22 protein-coding genes are annotated in these 23,463 nt (G+C 59.5%); 12 read left to right on the top strand and 10 right to left on the bottom strand.

Annotated features, from left to right (window positions below):
- Positions 1-74: 74 nt before the first annotated feature.
- A complete protein-coding gene (dusA, locus tag CKW32_RS04265) occupies positions 75-1,085 on the top strand; it encodes a tRNA dihydrouridine(20/20a) synthase DusA (protein WP_095184125.1) in 1,011 nt (336 codons plus the stop codon).
- Positions 1,086-1,398: 313 nt separating this feature from the next.
- The gene (tal, locus tag CKW32_RS04260; protein ID WP_032888840.1) at positions 1,399-2,325 is read left to right on the top strand and encodes a transaldolase; all 927 of its coding nucleotides are present in this window, start codon (positions 1,399-1,401) and stop codon (positions 2,323-2,325) included.
- A 183-nt stretch (positions 2,326-2,508) separates the two neighbouring features.
- Here tal and rssC read toward each other — a convergent pair whose 3' ends face one another.
- Together rssC and rssB are read right to left on the bottom strand one after the other, a co-directional pair.
- On the bottom strand, positions 2,509-2,991 hold the full coding sequence (gene rssC / locus CKW32_RS04255) for an anti-sigma factor antagonist RssC (protein ID WP_032888838.1): 483 nt from the start codon (positions 2,989-2,991) through the stop codon (positions 2,509-2,511).
- A complete protein-coding gene (gene rssB, locus CKW32_RS04250; RefSeq protein WP_032888836.1) occupies positions 2,991-4,172 on the bottom strand; it encodes a two-component system response regulator RssB in 1,182 nt (393 codons plus the stop codon). Before rssB ends, rssC begins: the two co-directional genes overlap by 1 nt.
- 278 nt (positions 4,173-4,450) lie before the next feature.
- Between rssB and CKW32_RS04245 the strand changes: the two genes are divergently transcribed.
- Positions 4,451-4,747 carry a PilZ domain-containing protein gene (locus tag CKW32_RS04245; RefSeq protein WP_095184124.1) on the top strand — a complete coding sequence of 99 codons (297 nt, stop codon included), beginning with the start codon at positions 4,451-4,453 and terminating at the stop codon, positions 4,745-4,747.
- Between the two features lie 62 nt (positions 4,748-4,809).
- Here the strand turns inward: CKW32_RS04245 and CKW32_RS04240 are convergent, their stop codons facing one another.
- Positions 4,810-5,499, bottom strand: a complete 690-nt coding sequence (locus tag CKW32_RS04240) for a VacJ family lipoprotein (RefSeq protein WP_032888832.1) — start codon at positions 5,497-5,499, stop codon at positions 4,810-4,812.
- A gap of 195 nt (positions 5,500-5,694) precedes the next feature.
- Between CKW32_RS04240 and CKW32_RS04235 the strand changes: the two genes are divergently transcribed.
- Complete coding sequence (locus CKW32_RS04235; protein ID WP_032888830.1) at positions 5,695-6,303, top strand: hypothetical protein; 609 nt, start codon at positions 5,695-5,697, stop codon at positions 6,301-6,303.
- Positions 6,304-6,413: 110 nt separating this feature from the next.
- Positions 6,414-6,680, top strand: a complete 267-nt coding sequence (locus CKW32_RS04230) for a DUF4404 family protein (RefSeq protein ID WP_032888829.1) — start codon at positions 6,414-6,416, stop codon at positions 6,678-6,680.
- 125 nt (positions 6,681-6,805) lie between these two features.
- On the opposite strand, the gene queF is transcribed toward CKW32_RS04230, so the two are convergent.
- Positions 6,806-7,636 carry an NADPH-dependent 7-cyano-7-deazaguanine reductase QueF gene (gene queF / locus CKW32_RS04225; protein ID WP_095184123.1) on the bottom strand — a complete coding sequence of 277 codons (831 nt, stop codon included), beginning with the start codon at positions 7,634-7,636 and terminating at the stop codon, positions 6,806-6,808.
- A gap of 66 nt (positions 7,637-7,702) precedes the next feature.
- A complete protein-coding gene (locus tag CKW32_RS04220; protein WP_095184122.1) occupies positions 7,703-8,215 on the bottom strand; it encodes a plastocyanin/azurin family copper-binding protein in 513 nt (170 codons plus the stop codon).
- A gap of 157 nt (positions 8,216-8,372) precedes the next feature.
- Here CKW32_RS04220 and CKW32_RS04215 point away from each other — a divergent pair, with 157 nt between their 5' ends.
- Positions 8,373-9,053, top strand: coding sequence for a heavy metal response regulator transcription factor (locus tag CKW32_RS04215; protein WP_032888823.1), 681 nt, complete (start codon positions 8,373-8,375; stop codon positions 9,051-9,053).
- A complete protein-coding gene (locus tag CKW32_RS04210) occupies positions 9,050-10,405 on the top strand; it encodes a heavy metal sensor histidine kinase (protein ID WP_095184324.1) in 1,356 nt (451 codons plus the stop codon). Before CKW32_RS04215 ends, CKW32_RS04210 begins: the two co-directional genes overlap by 4 nt.
- 104 nt (positions 10,406-10,509) lie before the next feature.
- On the opposite strand, the gene CKW32_RS04205 is transcribed toward CKW32_RS04210, so the two are convergent.
- From CKW32_RS04205 to CKW32_RS04195, 3 genes are read right to left on the bottom strand one after another with little or no spacing between them, the layout of a single operon-like run.
- Positions 10,510-11,754 carry a lipoprotein-releasing ABC transporter permease subunit gene (locus tag CKW32_RS04205; RefSeq protein WP_095184121.1) on the bottom strand — a complete coding sequence of 415 codons (1,245 nt, stop codon included), beginning with the start codon at positions 11,752-11,754 and terminating at the stop codon, positions 10,510-10,512.
- A gap of 60 nt (positions 11,755-11,814) precedes the next feature.
- Complete coding sequence (gene lolD / locus CKW32_RS04200) at positions 11,815-12,498, bottom strand: lipoprotein-releasing ABC transporter ATP-binding protein LolD (protein WP_024074097.1); 684 nt, start codon at positions 12,496-12,498, stop codon at positions 11,815-11,817.
- Positions 12,499-12,505: 7 nt separating this feature from the next.
- A complete protein-coding gene (locus CKW32_RS04195; RefSeq protein WP_032888819.1) occupies positions 12,506-13,756 on the bottom strand; it encodes a lipoprotein-releasing ABC transporter permease subunit in 1,251 nt (416 codons plus the stop codon).
- A 94-nt stretch (positions 13,757-13,850) separates the two neighbouring features.
- Between CKW32_RS04195 and CKW32_RS04190 the strand changes: the two genes are divergently transcribed.
- Both CKW32_RS04190 and CKW32_RS04185 read left to right on the top strand, forming a co-directional pair.
- Complete coding sequence (locus CKW32_RS04190) at positions 13,851-14,429, top strand: PilZ domain-containing protein (RefSeq protein WP_095184119.1); 579 nt, start codon at positions 13,851-13,853, stop codon at positions 14,427-14,429.
- 44 nt (positions 14,430-14,473) lie between these two features.
- Complete coding sequence (locus CKW32_RS04185) at positions 14,474-15,196, top strand: glycerophosphodiester phosphodiesterase (protein WP_032888815.1); 723 nt, start codon at positions 14,474-14,476, stop codon at positions 15,194-15,196.
- Positions 15,197-15,238: 42 nt separating this feature from the next.
- On the opposite strand, the gene sthA is transcribed toward CKW32_RS04185, so the two are convergent.
- Positions 15,239-16,633: a Si-specific NAD(P)(+) transhydrogenase gene (gene sthA / locus CKW32_RS04180; protein WP_032888814.1), complete on the bottom strand. Its 1,395-nt coding sequence runs from the start codon at positions 16,631-16,633 to the stop codon at positions 15,239-15,241.
- A gap of 261 nt (positions 16,634-16,894) precedes the next feature.
- Between sthA and CKW32_RS04175 the strand changes: the two genes are divergently transcribed.
- Positions 16,895-17,428 (top strand): chalcone isomerase family protein, encoded by a 534-nt coding sequence (locus CKW32_RS04175; RefSeq protein WP_095184118.1) that lies wholly within the window; start codon positions 16,895-16,897, stop codon positions 17,426-17,428.
- Positions 17,429-17,622: 194 nt separating this feature from the next.
- Here the strand turns inward: CKW32_RS04175 and CKW32_RS04170 are convergent, their stop codons facing one another.
- Entirely contained in the window at positions 17,623-19,086 is a 1,464-nt protein-coding gene (locus CKW32_RS04170) for a glyceraldehyde-3-phosphate dehydrogenase (protein WP_095184117.1), read from the bottom strand.
- Positions 19,087-19,426: 340 nt separating this feature from the next.
- On the opposite strand from CKW32_RS04170, the gene mfd reads away from it, so the two are divergent.
- A complete protein-coding gene (mfd, locus tag CKW32_RS04165; RefSeq protein WP_032888809.1) occupies positions 19,427-22,876 on the top strand; it encodes a transcription-repair coupling factor in 3,450 nt (1,149 codons plus the stop codon).
- 11 nt (positions 22,877-22,887) lie between these two features.
- Positions 22,888-23,454: a CsiV family protein gene (locus CKW32_RS04160; protein ID WP_032888806.1), complete on the top strand. Its 567-nt coding sequence runs from the start codon at positions 22,888-22,890 to the stop codon at positions 23,452-23,454.
- The last annotated feature ends 9 nt before the right edge of the window (positions 23,455-23,463 follow it).

Here is a 23,463-nt window from a genome sequence, read left to right as displayed (position 1 = left end):
TGGTACATCGTACCACCGAGCCTCCAAAAACGCCTGAAAACGCCCTAAAACTCGTCAAGAACACGTTGAGTAAAATGCTAGATAAACAGAGCTTTAGCCCAGCAGAATCAAGCCCCGCACTGTCTCGGCGCTTTAGCGTTGCACCCATGATGGATTGGACCGACCGCCACTGCCGGTTCTTCCTGCGCCTGCTCTCCAAACACGCCCTGCTCTACACCGAAATGGTCACCACTGGGGCGATCCTCCATGGCGACCATGAGCGTTTCCTGCGTCACAGCGAGGCCGAGCACCCCCTTGCTCTGCAATTGGGCGGTAGCGTTCCGGCGGATCTGGCGGCCTGCGCGCGCATGGCCGAGGCCGCTGGTTACGACGAAGTGAACTTGAACGTCGGCTGCCCCAGCGATCGGGTGCAGAACAATATGATTGGCGCGATCCTGATGGCTCATCCGGCGCTGGTGGCCGATTGTGTGAAGGCGATGCGTGATGCGGTGTCGATTCCGGTGACGGTGAAACACCGTATCGGGATCAATGGCCGGGACAGTTATGCGCAGTTGTGTGATTTCGTCGGGACGGTGAAGGACGCCGGTTGCACCAGTTTCACCGTGCATGCGCGGATTGCGATTCTGGAGGGGTTATCGCCTAAGGAGAATCGGGACATTCCGCCCTTGCGCTATGACGTGGCGGCGCAGTTGAAGCAGGACTTCCCTGAGTTGGAGATTGTGCTCAACGGGGGCATCAAGACGCTGGAGCAGTGCCATGAGCACTTGCAGACGTTTGATGGCGTGATGTTGGGGCGGGAGGCTTATCACAATCCGTATTTGCTGGCGGAGGTGGATCAGCAGTTGTTTGGCAGTGCACAGCCGGTGATCAGTCGGGCGGACGCGTTGGCGCACTTGCGGCCTTACATTGCTGAGCATTTGGCCGGTGGCGGGACGATGCATCATATTACGCGGCATGTGCTGGGACTGGGCACTGGGTTCCCTGGGGCACGCAAGTTCAGGCAGTTGCTGTCGGTGGATATTCATAAGGCCGCGGATCCGTTGGCATTGTTGGATCAGGCTGGGGCTTTGTTGGAAGGGCGTTGATTGGGTGGCTTCCAGGGGAGTCCGTTGATTATTGGCTGAGCTGGCACACCGTCATCGGGGGCAAGCCCCCTCCCACATTTGGTGCGGTGTGTGCCGGGGAAGGCATCAGTAGGCATGAAGGCGATATCCAAGTGTCATCGGGCAGTTGGGTTGAACCTGCTGGCGAATTTGCCCTCCTATTTAGCACCACGGCCGGTCATTCAAACGGCTGTTTTCAGGTTGTTGCCCTCGCAAACGATCGAACGCATTTGCGCCCTTGAGCGCCTCTCGGCGCTCGGGTAATGTCATCAGACCCATAGGACAGAGCACGCTCATGACTTCCAAGCTGGAACAACTCAAGCAATTCACCACTGTCGTAGCCGATACCGGCGATTTTTCCACCCTCGCCAAGCTCAAGCCGCAGGATGCAACCACCAACCCTTCCCTACTGCTCAAGGCCGCGTCGATTCCGGGCTATGCCAAGCTGCTGGATGAGTGCGTGCAGGACTGCAACGGTGATGTGGGCCTGGCCAGCGACCGTTTTGCGGTCGCGGTGGGGCAAGAGATTCTTAAAGTTGTGCCGGGCCGCATTTCCACCGAAGTGGATGCCCGCCTGTCGTTCGACGAGGCCGCCATTCTCAAGCGTGCGCACCGCTTGATCGACCTGTACGAAAAAGCCGGCGTTGGCCGCGACCGTGTACTGGTCAAGATCGCCTCTACCTGGGAAGGCATCCGCGCGGCAGAGAAGCTGGAGAAAGAAGGGATCCAGACCAACCTGACACTGTTGTTCTCCTTTGCCCAGGCTGTGGCGTGTGCTGAGGCTGGGGTATTCCTGATTTCGCCGTTCGTGGGCCGCATATACGATTGGTACAAGAAGGCCAACGGTAACGACTACACCGGCTCCGATGATCCGGGCGTGCAGTCGGTTACGCGCATCTACAACTACTACAAGGCTAATGGTTATAAAACGGTAGTGATGGGTGCGAGCTTCCGTAACCTGAGCCAGATTGAAGAATTGGCCGGGTGTGATCGCCTGACCATCAGCCCGGACCTGCTGGAGAAGCTGGCGGCGGATGAAGGCAAACTGGAGCGTAAGCTGTCGCCTGGCCATGCCGGTGAAGCGCGAGTGCATATGACTGAAGCGCAGTTCCGTTGGGAGTCCAACGAAGATGCGATGGCGACTGAGAAGCTGGCGGAGGGCATTCGTCAGTTTGCCCGTGACCAGGAAAAACTTGAGGCGCTGTTGTCCGCCAAGCTGTAAACAGCGGGGACGGCAAAAAGGGCGGTACCTGTGAGGGTACCGCCCTTTTTTTGTGTCTCAAACCGATCTCAGCTCAACTGCGGGAGCGGCTGCTCCTGATAGCGGTGAGTCAGTTGTGAATGTACTGACTGACACTGCGCTATCGAGGCTCCTCCGACATTTGGAATGTGTTCGACAGAAGGATCAGTGACGCTCGAGGGCGTTGACGAGGTCGTGAAACGCTTCGCGATTGGACTCATTGAGGCCCATCAGGATCTTGTGCGCTTCCAGCACCTTCACCCGCACCATTTCTTCGGACTGATCCTGGGACGGGAGGTCGGTAAGACATTCCGGGCAAGGAATCGGACGATCAACGATGTTGAACACCTGATCAAAGCCCATGGACTGCAGCAGCCGGGTGATGTCTTCGTGGGTGGTGACGACGGTCGGCAACAGGCCAACCTTCTGCCGAGACAGAATGGACAACTTGGCTAATAGCCCAAGGGTGGTGCTGTCAATGCTGCGAGTTTCAGTCAGATCGATCACGATCGCCGAGAAGTTCAGCGCAGTGAAGATCCGCTCAATCGTCGCATCCAGCGCCGAACATAAGGTCAGGCGCACTTCACCGACAAACTTCAGGACGAAGGTCCCGTCTTGCTCAGCGAATTGGATTCTTCCGGTACTCATCAAAGATTCCTGCTCAACACCAATAGGGCGATATCATCCGGCATCTCCCCTAGCGTGGCCAATCCAAAAACCTGCCGCAGGCCATCCAGGCTGCCGCCAGCTGCCTTGACCCGTTGGGGCAAGGCGGCTTCTTTCTCTTTGAGTGTAGGCTCTGGAAGAAGGTCCAGGATGCCATCGGACATCAGCGTCAGGCTGAAGGTCGGCGGCAGTTCCAAAATGTGGTCTTCGTAGGTGGCTTCATTGAACAAGCCGACGGGCAGACCACGCCCTTCCAGGTAACGCACACTGTCTGGAGTGTATAAAACAGGCATCGGCAGGTGACCGCCAATGCTGTAGGTCAAAAGACCGGTTTCTTCATCGATCACGCCGCCTACCATCGTCACGTGCTTGCCCAGCTTGCAGCTGATCAGGCCTCGGTTGATGTGGCCCAGCACCTCGGAGGGGGTGAATTCCGGCAAGGTGCCATTGCGCTTGGATTCAAACAACAGCCGTGTGGTCATGAATTTCAACAACACGGTGACAAAAGCAGAGGAAGCACCGTGGCCCGAAACGTCGGCCAGATAGAACGCCACACGTCGCTCATCCACACGGAAGTAGTCGACAAAATCACCCGACAGGTACAGCGAAGGGATGATCTGGTGCGCAAACTTGAACTCGTCGATGGTCCATGGGCTGACCGGCAGCATGTTCATCTGTACCTGGCGACCGGCGTTCTGGTCTTCCTGGAGCAGGTTCAGGCTGGCTTCGAGCTCGCGGTTGGCGGTTTCGAGCTTTTCGCGGTAACGCTGGTTCTCGACCAGCAGACGTGCACGATCCAACGCGCGGCGCACTGAGTGCTCCAGCACCGCAAGGTCTTCCAGGGGTTTGATCAGGTAGTCGGCGGCGCCCAGGCGCAAGGCCTCAACGGCGTCGTTCATCACGCCGGCACCGGACACAACAATCACCGGAGTCTGCGGGGCAAGCTCAGTCACCTGGCGAATCAGCTCCAGGCCGCCCATCTGGGGCATGCGCAAGTCGCAGATCACGAGGTCGGGCTGGTCGCGCTCGAATACCTGGAGACCCTGTTGGCCATTACTGGCCTGCAGGACGCTGAAGCCACTGTCTTCCAAATAGGCCGCGAGACTCGCGCGCACTACTTCGTCGTCATCGATTATCAGCAGCGTGGCACTGGTTTTTTGCATGTGGGCAAACGGCGCCAGAATTAGGTTGGCGTAGGCAACTCGGCAATGGCCGGGGTCACACTACTGGATTCGCTTTCTAGCCTCTCTGTCCTACAAAAGCGTAGGCGTTTTGCCCACGCACAACTGTAAAGCAGAGGTGCCCTTCTAAGGCGCAGACGGTACTCCCATCCGCCAGGTGTTTCAAGCTCATGCCGATGGTCGCCAGGCGTCTTTACATCGCAAATCACCGGGAGTTATAAGAACAGCCACGACCACAACACAAAGTAAGGATGGAACCCATGAGCGAACACGAGCGCGACTACGCCGAGAAACGCGATTTCATCCGCATGCGAGTGGATGCCGATGTGTCTTTGATCCACGAAGGCCAAGAGATTGCTGGGGTTTGCGTGGATCTTTCCAGCTCCGGAATGCAAGTGCAGGCACCGCGCCAGTTCAACGTAGGAGACCTGCTGACCGTGCGCATTGATTCAGAACATGCGGCCCTTAAAGGCCTGGAGGCAGATACCAAAGTGGTGTGGGCCAAAACGGTGGGCAATGATCAGCAATTGGGCCTCAGCATCCTGAAAATGCGCTGAAACCCGCGCACAAAAAAGGCGATCACTCAGGATCGCCTTTTTTCATTTCAAACGATCACCTCTTAAAAGTCGTCGACGACCTTGCCATCTTTGACCTTGAACTCACGGTTCTGCAGGTAGGCGTTACGAATGAAGGTGTATTTGTCGCCGGTGATCAGCTTCTCACTGTCGAGCAAGCTGGCACGGGCGTCGACGATGCCAAGGCCCATGACGCTGTTGCGCAGGGACACATCATCCATATAGCGATAAGGCTGGGTGTAGCTGTCGACGTACTTGGACGGCGCATCACGCAGGGTGCTTGGACCCAGCAGAGGGATCATCACGTACGGACCGCTGCCAACGCCCCAGTAGCCGAGTGTCTGGCCGAAGTCTTCATCGCTGCGTTGCAGCCCCATTTTGGTGCCTACGTCGATGAAGCCCAGCACACCGAACGTGGTGTTAACCAGCAAACGGGCAGTATCGACACCTGCATTGTGAGGTTTGAGCTGCAACACATTGTTGGCCAGGTTGCCGACGTCGCCGATGTTGCGGAAGAAGTTGTGGATACCGTCTTCAACAAATTGCGGAGTGATCCATTGATAGCCTTGGGCCAATGGCTTGAGGGCATAGGTATCAACAGTGTCGTTGAAGGTAAAGATCGGGCGGTTGACGCTTTCCCATGGATCATCTTCCGACGCAGCTTGCACAGCGAACGGGGCCAGCAGAACGGTGGCACACACCGACAGCTGAGCGAAGTAGTGGCTCCAGCGCATAGCTTTTGCTCCTTGAATGGTCTGTCATGGGCGCTATGCCCTGAATAAGGTAGCCAGTATATGACGGAAGTGCCCAATTAGGCAGCCGCCGGGAAAACTCATACCGCAAATGGACAAAATTCCTACAATTGAGCCAACTGTCATCGGACTGTCATCCTGCCTCGATAGCGTCACAGCTATTTCAGGGATGTCGACATGCCTCAAGCCGAGATTGCAATCACCAGCGCACCCGCCTTGACCGCCGTGCTGTTTGGCCTGAGTGGCTGCCTAGTGGATTTTGGCTCACAGGCGCGCACCGACTCTCCTTCCCCGGATTCACAAGCCACGCCGGGCGCCCTGAAAATCCTGCGCAACCTCAAAGAGCTGGGCGTGCCCTGCGCTTGGCTGGATGAGCTGCCGCCTGCGGTGACCACTCCTTTGGCCGCCACCTTGCCCACCTGGCTCAAAGCAGCCTCGCCCTCCTCCATCCGCTGGCCCGCCCCCCACGCGTGCTGGCAAGCGCTGATGGAATTGAATATCGAACGCCTTGAAGGCTGCGTCCTGGTCAGCGGCGAGCCGCGCTTGTTGCAATCGGGACTTAACGCCGGGCTGTGGACCATCGGCCTGGCCTCCTGCGGTTCGCTGTGTGGCTTAGCGCCCGAGCAATGGCAAGCACTGAGCGACAAGGAACGCGAACACAAGCGCGGCAAGGCCACCGTGACGCTGTATGGGCTGGGAGTGCATTCTGTGATCGATCACTTAGGCGAACTCGGCACCTGCCTGGCAGACATCAGCCGGCGCCAGCTCAAAGGCGAGAAGCCCTGATCGAGATCATGCACAGTCGGCGCCGGTGGATTAATCTACAGTTCATCCCGTAGACCTTTCTCAGCGTGCCGTGGTCTATGCCAGTGCCTATCGATAAAAGGAAGAACGTCATGCCTGATCGCAAAAAACTGGAAGAACAGGTCAATATCCTGCGCGGGCAATTGGAGCAGGAGCCACCGCTATCGGAAGAAAAACGTGAAGCGCTGGAAGGGTTGATTGCCAAATTCGAAGTGCAACTTGAATTGGAACCGGCCACCCAGACACCGAGCATCGCCGATGATGTGAACCGTGCAGTGGAAGGTTTTGAACTGGATCACCCGGGCATTGCCGGGACACTGCGCAATATCGTGATCACCCTGGGCAACATCGGCATTTAACCCGAACCCAAGCCAGACACAGAACCAGAATGTGGGAGGGGGCTTGCCCCCGATTGCGGAGTGTCAGTCACCGAACCTGTGCCTGAACCTCTGCTATCGGAAGCAAGCCCCCTCCCACATTTGTTTTACTGGCGGGCCAGGCGCACGTTCTGGAACGCCACATCCTCGGTACTGCGATAAGGGTTGATATCCAGCCCGCCGCGCCGCACATACCGTGCATACACCGTCAATTTCTCCGGCTTCAGCAGGCGCTGCAGGTCGAGGAAGATGCGCTCCACACACTGCTCATGGAAGTCCGAGTGCTGGCGAAAGCTCACGATGTACTCCAACAGGCTGGCGTGATCCAACGCTTGACCACGGTACTCCACCACTACGCTGCCCCAGTCCGGCTGACTGGTAACCGGGCAATTGGACTTGAGCAGGTGGCTGTGCACGCTCTCCTCGACAATCCGCGAGTCGTCACAACGCAACAACTCAGGGCGCGGATGTTCGTAGCTGCTGACGTTGATATCCAGATCGTCAATGCATACGCCCGGCAATGCCATCACACCCTCGGCCTCGATCTCTGCAAGCCTGCGGATGCGTACGGTCACTGGTTTGCCGGCGGCGGCACTCAGGTCAGCGCGCAGTGTCGACTCAAGGCTTTGCGTATCGGCAAAGGCGGTCTGGTTCAGCGAGTTGAGGTACAGCTTGAATGACTTGGACTCGATGATATTCGGCGAGTCGGCCGGGATACTGAACTCACCAATGGCCACCACCGGCTTGCCCGACGGTAACAGCCAGGACAGTTCGAAGCAGTTCCAGAAATCCACGCCCTTGTAAGGCAGGGTCTCGGCACTCAGGCCCAGCTCGGCCCACTTGGCGGCGCGAGGAATCGGGAACAGCAACGAAGGCGTGTACGTGGAGATGTATTCACTGGACTTGCCCAGCGGCGAATGTTCGGCTGCGGGATGCATGGCGGAAACCTGGCTAAATAAACCGCGCCAGTCTACCAGCCTTTGCCCCCGCCCTTAAGAAACGCCTTACTCAACGGTCAGCTTGCCGACCATGCCTGCCTGGTAATGCCCGGGCAGGTTACAGGCGAACTCCAGACCGGTGGCCTGGGTGAATGTCCACGTCAGCTCAGCAGTTTTACCGGGCTCGACCAGCACACTGTTCGGGTCATCGTGCTTCATTGCACCATGGCCCATGGCGCTGTGGTCCATCTTGCCCATGCCGGTAGACGTGAGCATGCCACTGGCCTGCATCTGCAACATTTCCTTCTGGTGCGCCGCGTGCATCGCCGCGTCACCGAGGTTGAATTCGTGCAGCAACTGGCCCTTGTTGACCAGCACGAAGCGCACCGTCTCACCGGCTTTTACATCCAGGGACTTGGGCGCAAAGGCAATATCCTGCAGCGTCACTTCTACGGTGCGCGTGGCCTTGTCAGCCGCTGCTGGTTGACCAAATGCATAGCTGTGGGATGCATCAGCCATTGCATTGAAACTCAACGCCAACAGGCAACCCGCCAACAATTGGGGTGAACGCAACGTCATCTCTCTTCTCCAAAATGTATAACCGGCTTGAGCCGCACTCTAAGATTACGCCGCTGCCAGCCAACTGACTGCTAGATTACAACTTTGTCAGGTTGCGCCCCGCACCTGGTCCCCACGGTATAAAGCCCCCTCGCCACCCGTTGCCAAGAGCTACCCCATGAAATTGCTGATCGTCGAAGACCAACCGAAAACCGGCCACTATCTGCGTCAAGGCCTGGCCGAGGCTGGCTTTACCACCGAACTGGTGGCCGACGGCACCAGCGGCCAGCACCTGGCGCTGACCGGCGATTATGACCTGCTGATCCTGGATGTAATGCTGCCCGGTCGCGACGGTTGGCAAATCCTGCAAGCGGTGCGCAGTGCCGGTCTGGAGATCCCGGTGCTATTTCTGACCGCCCGGGATGCCGTAGAGGACCGCGTGCATGGCCTGGAATTGGGCGCCGACGATTACCTGATCAAACCCTTCGCCTTCTCCGAATTGCTGGCGCGGGTGCGCAGCCTGTTGCGCCGTGGCAGCAGCACGCCCCAGGAAACCGCCCTGCAAGTAGCCGACCTGCGTTTGGACCTGATCCGCCGCCGCGTCGAGCGCGACGGCCAACGTATCGACCTGACCGCCAAGGAGTTTTCTCTACTGGAACTGCTGCTGCGCCGCCAGGGCGAAGTGCTGCCCAAAACGCTGATCGCCTCCCAGGTGTGGGACATGAATTTCGACAGCGACACCAACATCATCGAAGTAGCGATCCGCCGCCTACGCCTCAAAGTCGATGACAACTTCCCTAATAAGCTGATCCACACCGTTCGCGGCATGGGCTATGTGCTGGAGGAGCGGTGCAATTGATCAAGCGCCTGTCCCTCGCCAGCCGCCTGGCACTATTGTTTGCGGCTTGTACGGCAGTGGTGTCGCTGATTGCAGGCGTGCTGTTCAACCAAGCCAGTGAGGCGCACTTTGTCGAGTTGGACCAGCAGCAACTCGACAGCAAACTTGTGGCGTTGCGCAGCACCTTGCAGGGCGTCGACTCACCTCAAGCGTTCAACCAACGCGAGGCGCAACTGCGCGTCGAACTCAATCGACAGCCCGACCTTGCACTGCGCATCACTTACGCTGGCCAGCGCTGGCTGGACGATGCGCCGAGCGTCGCCCTGCCCACCGCGCCCGGCCTGCATAGCCTACAAAATGCCGGCACCGATTACCGCGTCTACAATGCGCCACTGAACGCTGGCCAAGCTGACTCACCGCAACTGAGCCTGATACTCGACATCACCCACCACCAGCACTTCCTGCAACGCATGCAGCGTTTGATCTGGCTCACCGTTGGCCTCTCTGCCCTCGCCACCGCGCTGCTGGGTGCCTGGGCCGCACGCAGCGGCTTGCGCCCATTGCGGCGCATGGGCGAAGTGGCTGCCAGCGTATCGGCCCACTCCTTGACCCAGCGCCTGCCCCAACAACACATGCCGGCGGAACTGGCTGAACTGGCCCAGGCCTTCAACGCCATGCTGGGACGATTGGACGACGCGTTCCAACGCCTGTCGGCCTTCTCCGCCGACATTGCCCATGAACTGCGCACGCCGCTGTCGAACCTGCTGACCCAGACACAAGTCATCCTCACCCAGCCACGCCCGCTGGAGGATTACCGCGAGGCGCTGCACAGTAATTTGGAAGAGCTGCAATGGATGGCCCAACTGGTCAACGACATGCTGTACCTGGCCAAGGCGGACCACGGTTTGCTGATGCCCAAGCGTGAGCCATTGGCCCTGGCCGATGAAGTGGAGGCGTTGCTGGAGTTCTTTGCGTTGCTGGCCGAGGACGCGCACGTATCGCTGGTACGAGAAGGCAGCGCTCATACAGCCGGGGATCGCGGCATGTTGCGCCGGGCTTTGTCGAACTTGCTGGATAACGCCCTCAGGTTCACCCCGGCAGGCGGCGAAGTGCGGGTAAGAATAACCGAAGGCGCAATGGGCGTGACGCTAGCGGTGGAGAACACCGGTGAAGGCATCCCCGGGGCGTTGCTACCGAGGCTGTTTGATCGGTTCTATCGGGCCGACCCGGCGCGCCATGAAGGCAGCAGCGAACATGCGGGGCTGGGGCTGGCGATTACCCAGTCGATCGTGCGCGCCCATGGGGGGAGGATTTTTTGTGAGTCCGGGGCTGGATGGACGCGGTTTGTGATTGAGCTGCCAGCTGTAGATTGATGCAAGCTGCACCGGCCCTAACGGGGGCAAGCCCCCTCCCACACTTTGATCTATGAATACCTCAAATGTGGGAGGGGGCTAGCCCCCGATAGCGGTCTCAATAATTACGAGTATCTCAGCGCATGCGCCGGCTCAATCTTCGCCGCCCGATACGCCGGATACAGCGTCGCCAAAAAGCTCAACACAAACCCGGCGGTGCAGATCAGCACCACATCGCCACCTTGCAGCTCCGAAGGCAGGTTGCTGACGAAGTACACATCCGAACTAAAGATATGCTGCCCGCTCACCCGCTCGACCCAGCCCACCAACTCGCTCACGTTGAGCGCTGCAATAACCCCCAGCACGCCGCCGATCAAGGTGCCGACAATGCCGATCACCGTGCCCTGCACCATGAAGATCGCCATGATCTGCCGTGGCGTGGCGCCGATGGTGCGCAGGATCGCGATGTCCGCGCCTTTGTCATTCACTACCATGATCAAGGTGGCGATGATGTTGAACGCGGCCACGGCGACGATCATCAGCAGCAGCAGGCCGATCATGGTCTTTTCCATTTTCATCGCGCTGAACAGGCTGCCCTGGGTGTGGGTCCAGTCATCTGCCTTGTAGGCCGCGCCGAGGCTGGTGGCAATGTCCGTGGACACCTTGGGCGCTGCGTACAAATCTTTAACCGCCAAGCGCACACTCTGCACCTGGTTCGGCTGCCAATGCTGGATTTCCGCCGCGTCGGCCATGTGTATCAAGGCCATGGAACCATCCAACTCGGCGCCGACCTTGAAAATCCCCACCACGTTCAACCGCTGCATACGCGGGGTGATGCCGCCCGGTGCAGTGCTGATTTCCGGAACGATCAGGGTGAGCTTGTCGCCCACGTTCAAGCGGAAACGCCGGGCGGTGATTTCACCGACCACCACGCCGAACTCGCCGGGTTTCAGGTCGTCCAGTTTGCCCTGAACGATGTGCTGGGCCACGATCGACACCTTGCCTTCCTGGGCCGGGTCGACGCCGCTGATCTCAATCGGCTGCATCGCGCCCTTGTAGGAGAACATGCCGTCCATCTGCGTGAACGGTACTGCAGCGGTCACTTGCGGATTCTTCATCGCAGCCGCGGCCACCGGCTGCCAATCATCAATCGGGTTCACGCCGACGATGGTGGCGTGGGGCACCATGCCGAGGATGCGCGAGCTCATTTCGCGCTGGAAGCCGTTCATCACCGACAGCACCACGATCATCGCCAACACGCCCAGGGCGAGGCCGATCATCGAGGTCATCGAGATAAACGAAACAAAACGGTTGCGGCGCTTGGCGCGGGTATAGCGCGTGCCGATGAAAATCGATAACGGTCTGAACATTCGCTTGCACCGCCTGAAAAATTAAAAAAGCCCGACGCCAGGCGCCAGGCTTGAAACGGGTCAGATGGCGACCAGATGACCTTCCTGCAGGTGCAGCACGCGGTCCATCTGGCGGGCCATGCTCATGTCATGGGTCACCACCAGGAATGCAGTGCGCATCTGGGTGCTCAGTTCCAGCATCAAATCCTTGATGCCCTGGGCGGTGTGGGAGTCGAGGTTGCCGGTGGGCTCGTCGAGCATCACCAGGCCTGGGTTGTTCACCAGGGCGCGGGCGATTGCCACACGCTGGCGCTCGCCGCCGGACAGTTCGGCCGGCTTGTGCTCAAGGCGATGGCCCAAGCCGACACGCTCCAGCAAGGCCTTGGCACGCTGGCGTGCTTCCGGGATTGCGGTCTTGCCGATCAGCAGCGGCATGCAGACGTTTTCCAGTGCGGTGAATTCCGGCAACAAGTGGTGAAACTGGTACACAAAACCCAACGAACGGTTGCGCAACTGGCCACGGGCCTTTTCATTCAAGGCTGACAATTCTTCGCCAGCCAGCCAGACGCTGCCCTGGGACGGCGTGTCGAGGCCGCCCAACAGGTTCAGCAAGGTACTTTTGCCGGAACCGGAACTGCCGACGATCGCCACGCGTTCGCCCGGATGCAGCTCAAGTTGCAGGTTGGACAGCACCACCACTGACTCAGGGCCTTCCTCGTAGGATTTGCCCAGGTTGCGGCAGCTCAGGATTGCTTTTTCACTCATGCCCAATTCACTCATAACGTAAGGCCTGTGCTGGCTGGGTACGTGCCGCGCGCCAGGCTGGATACAGGGTGGCAAGGAAACTCAGGACCAACGCAGCGCCGCCCACCATCAACACGTCCTGGGCCTGAACCTGGGACGGCAAGTAGTCGATGAAGTAGACGTCTGCATTGAGGAACTTGTGGCCGATCACTTTCTCAAGCAAGGCGATGGCTGCGCTGACGTTAAGCGCGGCCAGGATGCCCACGGCGGTGCCGATCAAGGTACCCACCACGCCGATCACGGTGCCCTGCACCATAAAGATCGCCATGATCTGCCCCGGCGTGGCGCCCAGAGTACGCAGGATGGCGATGTCGCCTTTCTTGTCATTTACCACCATCACCAGCGTGGAGATGATGTTGAACGCGGCCACAGCGACGATCAGCAGCAGCAGCAGGCCGATCATGGCTTTTTCCATGCGGATGGCCTGGTACAGGTTGCCGTGGGTACGGGTCCAGTCACGGGCGTAATACTCGGTTTCACCCAAGTGCTGGGCGATATCCCAGGCACCGCGCGGGGCGTCGAACAAATCGCTGAACTTCAGGCGCAGGCCCTGCACCTGATCCGGCTGCCAGCGCTGGAGGCGGGCCAGATCGGTGAGATTGGTCAGCCCGAGGTAGCCGTCTATTTCGCCGGCGCCCACATGGAAGGTGCCTACTACGGTAAAGCGTTTCATGCGCGGAAACATGCCCGCCGGGGTCACGGTGACTTCCGGCGCGACGAAGGTCAGCTTGTCGCCGAGGCCCACGCCGAGCTTGGCTGCGGCCTTGTCGCCGATCACGATGCCGAAATCGCCAGGCGCCAGATCGTCGAGTTTGCCCTGCAACATGAACTTGTCGATGATCGACACGTTGCGTTCCTGGGCTGGGTCGATGCCATTGAGCAAGATCTTCTGCACCTTGCCATCATGGGTCAGCAGCCCCTGCATCTGGGTAAACGGCGCAACGGCCACGACCTTGGGGTTCTGCTTGACCTTGGCGGCCAGGTTTTGCCAATCGTTGATCGGCTCGCCCGACTCGATGGTCGCGTGGGGCACCATGCCCAGCACGCGGGTGCGCATCTCATGATCGAAGCCGTTCATCACCGACAGCACCACAATCATCACGACTACGCCCAAGGCGAGCCCGATCATCGAGGTCAAGGAAATGAACGACACAAAATGATTGCGGCGCTTTGCACGGGTATAACGCGTGCCAATAAATACGAAGAGAGGTCTGAACATGTCGGGGCTTGTTCGGAGGAAAAGAAGACGTCCCGGTGGCGGGGTCTGGTAAGCAGCTTTACACTCTGACCATTACCGTTACCTGGGGTTCGCCATGTCGACATTAGATGAAGAAGAGCGCCGCGAATACTACCGTATCGACGACATGATCGCACTCCAAATCAAAAGCCTGTCGGCCCCCGAAGCGGCGAGCAAGGAAGTGTTGCTGGATGATTCACCGCTGTTCAACCTGCTCAGCGAATTGCACCTCAGCGAATTCGAAGCCCAGCACCTGCTGCGCCAACTGAGCGAGAAGGACCGCACCCTCGCCGCCTTCCTCCGCGTGCAGAACAAGCGCGTGGACCTGCTCAGCCAGATCATGGCACGCGGCCTGCTCGATGAGGTGGGCGCACCGCAGCCGGTGATCATCTCCGAAGGCGGTATCGACTTCCAACACCCTACCTCACTGGTCACCGGCGCTCACTTGGCCGTCAAGCTGGTGCTGATGCCCCAGGCGCTCGGCCTGCTGTTGCGGGCGCGGGTCACCCATTGCGATCCCAAGGGTGATGGCTTTGACGTGGGCACGGAATTCGAGTCCATGACCGATACCCAACGCCAACTGCTGGCGCGCTACATCCTGCAAAAGCAGGCCCAGGAACGCCGCCTGGCGCGGGAACAAAGCGACGACATCTGAATTCGTATTCACTACGCCAGCCAGCCTGGCGCAAAGGAGCAACTGTGACCCTGATTTACGGCCACCGCGGTGCCAAAGGCGAAGCACCGGAAAACACCCTGACCAGCTTCCAGGAGTGCCTCAAGCACGGTGTACGCCGCTGCGAACTGGATCTACACCTGTCCATGGACGGCGAGTTGATGGTCATCCACGACCCAACACTCAAGCGCACCGCTGACCGGCGCGGCAAGGTCGTCGAGTATTCGGCGGCGGACCTGGTGAAGATGGACGCACGCAAAGGCGGCCCAGGCTGGATCAAACCGTGCCCGATCCCGCGTCTGGAAGAGCTGTTTGAGCAGTGCGACTTCGATCACTGGCAACTGGAAGTCAAAAGCGCTTCGCGCACCCGCGCCGCGACCACCGTGCTGGCAATCCGTGAGATGGCGGTACGTTTCGGCCTGATGGACAAAGTCACCGTGACTTCAAGCTCGCGGGAAGTATTGAAAGCGGCGGTTGAACTCACCCCGGACCTGTCACGCGGACTGGTCGCCGAATACGCCTGGCTCGACCCGCTGAAGGTCGCGCAAAACTACGGCTGTGAGTATCTGGCATTGAACTGGACGCTGTGCACCCCGGAGCGTCTGGAAAAAGCCCAGCGCCAGGGTTTGCACGTGTCCGTATGGACGGTCAACGAACCTGCGCTGATGCGCAGGCTCGCCGACTTCGGCGTAGATAGCCTGATTACAGACTTTCCCGGTTTGGCCACTGCCACCCTCGGGAATTACTGAAATCGGTCTCCCCGGCCGGCTCAGGCCACCGGCCGGAGCCGCTCAAAAAAGCCGGTTGAGGCCGTCGTAGGCCGCTACCCGATAGGCTTCAGCCATGGTCGGGTAGTTGAACGTGGTGTTCACAAAGTACTTGAGGGTATTTTGCTCGCCCGGCTGGTTCATGATGGCCTGGCCGATGTGCACGATCTCCGACGCCTGGTAGCCGAAGCAATGCACACCGAGCACCTCAAGGGTCTCGCGGTGGAACAGGATCTTCAGCATGCCTTGGGGCTCACCAGCGATCTGCGCACGCGCCATGCTCTTGAAGAACGCCTTGCCGACTTCATAAGGCACCTTGGCCTTGGTCAGTTCGTGCTCGTTCTTGCCGATCGAGCTGATCTCGGGAATCGTGTAGATCCCGGTCGGCACGTCGTTCACGTAGCGCCAGCTGCCGTTGTCGACGATGCTGCCAGCAGCCGAACGGCCCTGGTCATGCGCCGCACTGGCCAGGCTTGGCCAGCCGATTACGTCACCAGCGCCGTAGATGTTGGTTACACAGGTGCGGTAGTTCTCGTCCACCTCGATCTGGCCACGGTTGTTGACCTTGACCCCGATGTTTTCCATGCCCAGCTTGTCGGTGTTGCCGGTACGGCCGTTGCACCACAACAAGGCGTCGGCCTTGATCTTCTTGCCGGACTTGAGATGCAGGATCACACCGTTGTCCAGGCCTTCGACCCGCTCGTACTCTTCGTTGTGGCGCACGGTGATGTTGTTGTTGCTGAAGTGGTAGCTCAACGCCTGGGAAATTTCCGAGTCGAGGAAGCTCAGCAATTGGTCGCGGTTGTCCACCAGTTCCACCAATACACCCAGGCCGCTGAAGATCGAGGCGTATTCACAGCCGATCACGCCGGCGCCGTAGATGATCAATTTGCGTGGGGTGTGGCCCAGGCTCAGGATGGTGTCGCTATCGTAGATACGCGGATGGTGGAAATCGATATCGGCCGGGCGATACGGGCGCGAACCGGTGGCGATGATGATGTGCTTGGCCACCAGCTTCTCGACCACGCCGTTGGCGCACACCACTTCGACGGTTTGCTCGTCGGCGAAGCTGCCGGTTCCGAAGAACAGGTCGACACGGTTACGGGCGTAGTAGCCGGTACGCGAAGCCACTTGTTTGGAGATAACTTTCTCGGCGCTCTTGAGCACGTCCGGGAACGAGAACCAGCGCGGCTCACCAATGGCCCGGAACATCGGGTTGGTGTTGAACTGCATGATCTGGCGGACCGAGTGACGCAAGGCCTTGGACGGGATGGTACCCAGGTGGGTGCAGTTACCGCCGACCTGGCGACGGCTATCGACCATCGCCACCTTGCGCCCTGCCTTCGCGGCGTTCATCGCCGCACCTTCTCCAGCCGGGCCGGAACCCAGTACCACCACGTCGTAGTTGTAGACAGCCATGCGTACTCCTCAGAACAGGCCAGGCGTACGGTTGGACGCCTGGCTAAATCATGCCGCGGCCAGCGGTCATGAAGGACAATTTGGCTCAAGTGTGTGAACCGGGGCACAGTCTATATAAGGCTCAACGCCGCGCACATTAACCCTTGGTCGCGTCGTAGGCCAGTATTGCCTTTACTACACGGCGCAGATTACCGCTAAATCCTGACACGGCCAGAAATTGAATTACCCTGTAGGCACGTACGTTTTTCAGGACGGGGCATTATGCGACATATAGTTATCTGTTTGATGATGATGCTGTCGATCACCGCGCATGCTAATGAGGCGGATCGATTGAAGCAGGCCGATTTCCCGGCACAGTCCCAGGAACTGGTCCTGAAAAACCAGGCGGTGCTCACGTACCTCTGGGCGGACGTGTACGCGGCGGCGCTATATGCCCCTGCGACGCTGAGCGCCAGACAGGCCTGGGACCAGCAAAAGGCGCTGCGCCTGGTGCTTTATTACTATCGCGACATCGACCGCTCCGACGTAATCAAGGCCGCCACCGCTACGCTGGAGCGCCAGCAAGCCAGCGCACGCTTGAAGCCCGAGCTGGATCAACTGCATGCCAGCTTTCGCAACATACGCAAAGGTGATCGATATGCCTTGGACTTTCATCCAGGGCGCGGCTTGAACCTTGAGATCAATGGCCAAGTGGTGTTCAGCAGCCGTAATGAGGCACTAGCCAGGGCCTACCTGGGTATCTGGCTGGCGCCCAAAGGGCTGTCTGAAGAGTTGCGCGGCAAATTGTTGAAATGAAAATGGCCTGCCGTGGGGTATGCATCCACTGAGCGACCGCTATCGGGGGCAAGCCCCCTCCCACATGTCGACTTGTGAGTACATTCAAATGAGGGAGATAGCTTGCTCCCGATGAGGCCCTGATCGACAACACAAAACCTGCTGCCATAAAAAAGCCCCGAACCAGTCGGGGCTTTTTCATTCAACGCAGAGGCTTAGCGCGGAAACGCAGGCGGGTTAACCCCAGCCATGTCTTCCATCACGCGAACCACCTGGCAGCTGTAGCCGAACTCGTTGTCGTACCACACGTACAGCACAACACGGTTGTCCTGGGTAATGGTCGCTTCCGCGTCCACCACACCGGCGTGGCGCGAGCCAACGAAGTCGGTGGACACCACTTCCTGGGAATTGACGTAGTCGATTTGCTTGTGCAGATCGGAGTGCAGCGCCATGTAGCGCAGGTACTCGTTCATCTCTTCACGGGTGGCGACTTTCTCAAGGTTCAGGTTGAGAATCGCCATCGACACGTTAGGCGTCGGCACACGGATCGCGTTACCGGTCAGCTTGCCGGCCAGCTCAGGCAAAGCTTTGGCAGCAGCGGTGGCAGCACCGGTCTCGGTGATAACCATGTTCAGCGCGGCGCTACGACCACGGCGATCGCCTTTGTGGAAGTTGTCGATCAGGTTCTGGTCGTTGGTGTACGAGTGAACGGTTTCAACGTGGCCGTTAACGATGCCGAACTTGTCGTTCACAGCTTTCAGCACCGGCACGATGGCATTGGTGGTGCAGGAAGCGGCGGACACGATCTTGTCGTCAGCAGTGATTTCACCGTGGTTGATGCCGTGCACGATGTTCTTCAGCTTGCCTTTGCCAGGTGCGGTCAGAACAACACGGTCGACACCCGGGCAGGCCAGGTGCTGGCCCAGGCCTTCGGCATCACGCCATACGCCGGTGTTATCCACCAGCAGAGCGTCCTTGATGCCGTACTGGGTGTAATCCACCTCAGACGGGTTCTTCGCGTAGATCACCTGGATCAGGTTACCGTTGGCGGTGATGGTGTTGTTTTCTTCATCGATGACGATGGTGCCGTTGAACGGACCGTGTACCGAATCGCGACGCAGCAGGCTGGCGCGTTTGGTCAGGTCGTTGTCGGCGCCTTTGCGCACGACAATGGCACGCAGGCGCAGGCCGTCGCCGCCACCGGTTTTTTCGATCAGGATGCGTGCCAGCAGGCGGCCGATACGACCGAAGCCGTACAGAACCACATCAGTGCCTTTGCGGGCAGCGGCGTTTTGCTGGCCAACCACATCGGCCATTTCTTCACGCACGAACTGCTCGGCAGTGCGGCCCGCGCCTTCTTTGCGGAATTTGTACGCCAACTTGCCCAGATCTACCGAGGCCGCACCGAGCTTGAGCTCGCTCATGGCCTTGAGCAGTGGGAATGTTTCGTGGACGGAGAGTTCGCTGTCGTCGGCAGAGCGATGGCGCGCAAAACGGTGCGCCTTGAGAATCGCGATGACGGACTGGTTGATCAGGCTGCGGCCATAGATCGAGCTCACCACATTGTTATTGCGGTACAGCTGACCGATAAGCGGGATCATCGCTTCTGCGAGTGCTTCACGGTCGATCCATTCACCAAGACACTGGTCGGGCTTCTGAGTCACGGGAACCTTCCACATGTAGGGGCTGAAAAAAGGGGCTACATTATGCCGCCCGACTGTCCTCGTCGCAATGCGCGCCAGGCAACAAAAAGTCCTTGCTAAAAAATACCGCCCCGCTGCAGCCCAGTAAATACGCGGGTTCCAGAAGGCCACTAGTTCAACGAGTCGGCCGACTTGTCCGTAACCCTCCTAAACATTCACGCTTTTTGGCACTACATATTGAGTCAAAACACGCCATTGTTTGTCTTAGCCACTACATTTCCTACAAACCGTAATAGGCTCAGTCAGCAACTGACAGGCGGCACCTCGGGCCGTTACAATTACCGACTTTGTCGCAACGCTTGGAGCTCAACCTTCCGTGCCCGTTCTGCGTCTACCGCTACTCCCTGCCGCGGCAGGTAAACAGCACTGGGGCAACCTGCCCGGTGCCGCCCTGAGCCTGGCCATTGCCGAGGCTGCCAGCGCAGCCAAGCGCTTTACCCTGCTGCTCACCGCCGACAGCCAAAGCGCCGAACGGTTGGAGCAGGAGCTGAGCTTCTTCGCCCCCGATTTGCCGGTGCTGCATTTTCCCGACTGGGAAACCCTGCCCTACGACCTGTTCTCGCCGCACCAGGACATCATTTCCCAGCGCATCGCCAGCCTGTACCGCTTGCCGGAACTGGCCCACGGTGTGCTCGTGGTGCCGATCACAACGGCCCTGCACCGTCTGGCACCGACCAAGTTCCTGCTGGGCAGCAGCCTGGTGCTGGATATCGGCCAGAAACTCGATGTGGAACAAATGCGCACGCGCCTGGAAGCCAGCGGCTACCGCTGCGTCGATACGGTGTATGAGCACGGTGAATTCGCGGTGCGCGGCGCCCTGATTGACCTGTTCCCGATGGGCAGCAAGTTGCCGTACCGCATCGACCTGTTCGATGACGAAATCGAAACCCTGCGCACCTTCGATCCGGAGAACCAGCGCTCTATCGACAAGGTCGACTCGGTCAAGCTGCTACCCGCGCGGGAATTCCCGCTGCAAAAAGACGCGGTGACCCGCTTCAAGGCGCGCTTCCGCGAACGCTTCGATGTCGACTTCCGTCGCTGCCCGATCTTCCAGGACTTGAGCAGTGGGATTACCCCCGCCGGTATCGAGTACTACCTGCCGCTCTTTTTCGACGAAACCTCCACGCTGTTCGATTACCTGCCCCAGGACACCCAGGTGTTCTCGCTGCCGGGTATCGAGCAAGCCGCGGAAAACTTCTGGAACGACGTGCGCAACCGCTACGAAGAGCGCCGCGTCGACCCGTCCCGTCCTTTATTGCCTCCCGCCGAGCTGTTCCTGCCGGTGGAAGACTGTTTCGCGCGCCTGAAAAACTGGCCGCGCGTTGTCGCCAGCCAGCAGGACGTGGACGCCGGCAGCGGCCGCGAACGCTTCCCAGCCGGAACGCTGCCGGATTTGGCGATTCAAGCCAAAGCCACGCAGCCCCTGGAGGCTTTGTCCAACTTCCTCGGCGACTTCCCCGGCCGCGTGCTGTTTACCGCCGAATCCGCCGGCCGTCGCGAAGTGCTGCTGGAATTGTTGGAACGTCTGAAACTGCGGCCAAAAACCGTCGACAGTTGGCCGGACTTTGTGAAAAGCAAAGAACGCCTGGCGATCACCATCGCACCGCTCGACGAAGGCCTGCTTCTGGATGATCCGGCCCTGGCACTGATCGCCGAGAGCCCCCTGTTCGGCCAGCGCGTGATGCAGCGGCGCCGTCGCGAAAAACGCGCCGACGCCAACAACGACGCCGTGATCAAGAACCTCACCGAGCTGCGCGAAGGCGCGCCGGTGGTGCATATCGACCACGGCGTGGGTCGCTACCTCGGTCTGCAGACGCTGGAGATCGATAACCAGGCCGCCGAATTCCTCACCATGGAGTACGCCGAGGGCGCGAAGCTCTATGTGCCGGTTGCCAGCCTGCACCTGATCGCCCGCTACACCGGCAGCGACGACGCACTGGCGCCGTTGCACCGCCTGGGGTCCGAGACGTGGCAGAAAGCCAAGCGCAAGGCCGCCGAACAGGTGCGCGATGTCGCCGCGGAACTGCTCGACATTTACGCCCGTCGCGCCGCCCGCGAAGGCTATGCCTTTGCCGACCCAAAAGCCGACTACGCCACCTTCAGCGCCGGCTTTGCCTTCGAAGAAACGCCGGACCAGCAAACCACCATCGAAGCCGTGCGCGCCGATATGCTCGCGCCAAAGCCGATGGACCGCCTGGTGTGCGGCGACGTGGGTTTCGGCAAGACCGAAGTGGCGATGCGCGCAGCCTTCATTGCCGTCCACGGCGGCCGACAAGTCGCGATCCTGGTCCCGACCACCCTGCTCGCCCAGCAGCACTACAACAGCTTCCGCGACCGCTTTGCCGACTGGCCGGTGACCGTCGAAGTGATGAGCCGCTTCAAGTCCGCCAAGGAAGTGAACGCCGCGATCGCCGACCTGGCCGAAGGCAAGATCGACATCGTGATCGGCACGCACAAGCTGCTGTCGGACGATGTGAAGATCAAGAACCTGGGTTTGGTGATCATCGACGAAGAACACCGCTTCGGCGTGCGTCAAAAGGAACAGCTCAAGGCCCTGCGCAGCGAAGTCGACATTCTTACGCTCACTGCGACGCCGATCCCCCGCACCCTGAACATGGCGGTGTCGGGCATGCGCGATCTGTCGATCATCGCCACGCCGCCGGCACGCCGGCTGTCGGTGCGCACCTTCGTGATGGAGCAGAACAAAAGCACGGTGAAAGAAGCACTGCTGCGTGAACTGCTCCGTGGTGGCCAGGTGTACTACCTGCACAACGACGTAAAAACCATCGAGAAATGCGCCGCCGACCTCGCCGAACTGGTACCGGAAGCACGCATCGCCATCGGCCACGGTCAGATGCGCGAGCGTGAACTCGAACAGGTGATGAGCGACTTCTACCACAAGCGCTTCAACGTACTGATCGCCTCGACCATCATCGAGACTGGCATCGACGTACCGAGCGCCAACACCATCATCATCGAGCGCGCTGATAAGTTCGGCCTGGCGCAGTTGCACCAACTGCGTGGCCGCGTCGGCCGTAGTCACCACCAGGCTTACGCCTACCTGCTGACGCCGCCGCGCCAACAGATCACTTCCGACGCCGAGAAGCGCCTGGAAGCCATTGCTAACACCCAGGACCTGGGCGCCGGATTTGTGCTGGCCACCAACGACCTGGAAATCCGTGGCGCCGGCGAACTGCTGGGCGACGGCCAGAGCGGGCAGATCCAGGCCGTCGGCTTCACCTTGTATATGGAGATGCTTGAACGCGCGGTGAAAGCCATCCGCAAGGGCGAGCAGCCGAACCTCGATCAACCCCTGGGCGGCGGCCCGGAAATCAACCTGCGCTTGCCGGCCTTGATTCCCGAAGATTACCTGCCGGATGTGCACGCACGGTTGATCCTGTACAAACGCATCGCCTCGGCCACCGACGAAGAAGGCCTCAAGGATTTGCAGGTTGAAATGATCGACCGCTTCGGCCTGCTGCCGGAACCGACCAAGAACCTGGTGCGCCTGACCTTGCTTAAATTGCAGGCCGAGCAGTTGGGTATTAAGAAAGTCGACGCAGGGCCACAGGGCGGACGCATCGAGTTCGAAGCGCAAACGCCGGTAGACCCGTTGGTGCTGATCAAGCTGATCCAGGGCCAACCCAACCGCTATAAGTTCGAAGGGGCTACGCTGTTCAAATTCATGGTGCCGATGGAACGTGCCGAAGAACGCTTTAATACCCTGGAGGCGCTGTTTGAGCGCCTCATCCCGAAATCTGTTTGAAGGACGCCCCAATGCGCCTGTTCCGCATTTTGAGCTTGTTGTTGGTGGTACTGGCGCCTTCGGCATTTGCCGACAGCCCTTACCAGGTAGAAATGATCCTGGTGCGCCAAAACGCGGAGCCGGTGATCAACAGCCGCGCCGCGCCGGAAAACTGGGATGCAGGGGCTGTGCGCCTGGGCGACAAGATGAGCCCGCCGCGCCTGAACAATATCGTCGACAAGCTCAGGGCCGATAACAGTTACACCGTGTTGGCGCACAAGGCGTGGGAACAGAACCTCGGTGAACAGCCGGTCAAAATCGCGATCACCGACGGCGAGGAGCAGTTCGGCCAGTTCCCTATCGAGGGCACGCTGAACCTGCAACTGGGGCGCTTTACCGATATCGATGCGCAATTCTGGATCAACCAGTTCGACAGCAAGGGCAGCGTGATTGCCAGCGAGCACCTGAACCAGACCGACGTGCGCACCAAGAACAACCAACTCAACTATCTGGACGGCGGCCATCTGGCACTGCTGATCAAGATCACTTCGCTGACCGCCAAGCCACCCAGCGCACCACCGCCCGACATTCAGGACTGATCCAGCGCC

The organism is Pseudomonas sp. Irchel 3H9 (assembly GCF_900187495.1).
GTDB classification, from domain to species: domain Bacteria; phylum Pseudomonadota; class Gammaproteobacteria; order Pseudomonadales; family Pseudomonadaceae; genus Aquipseudomonas; species Aquipseudomonas sivasensis.
The sequence above is the reverse complement of the archived record's forward strand: the minus strand, read 5'-3'. Positions and strand labels throughout refer to the sequence as shown.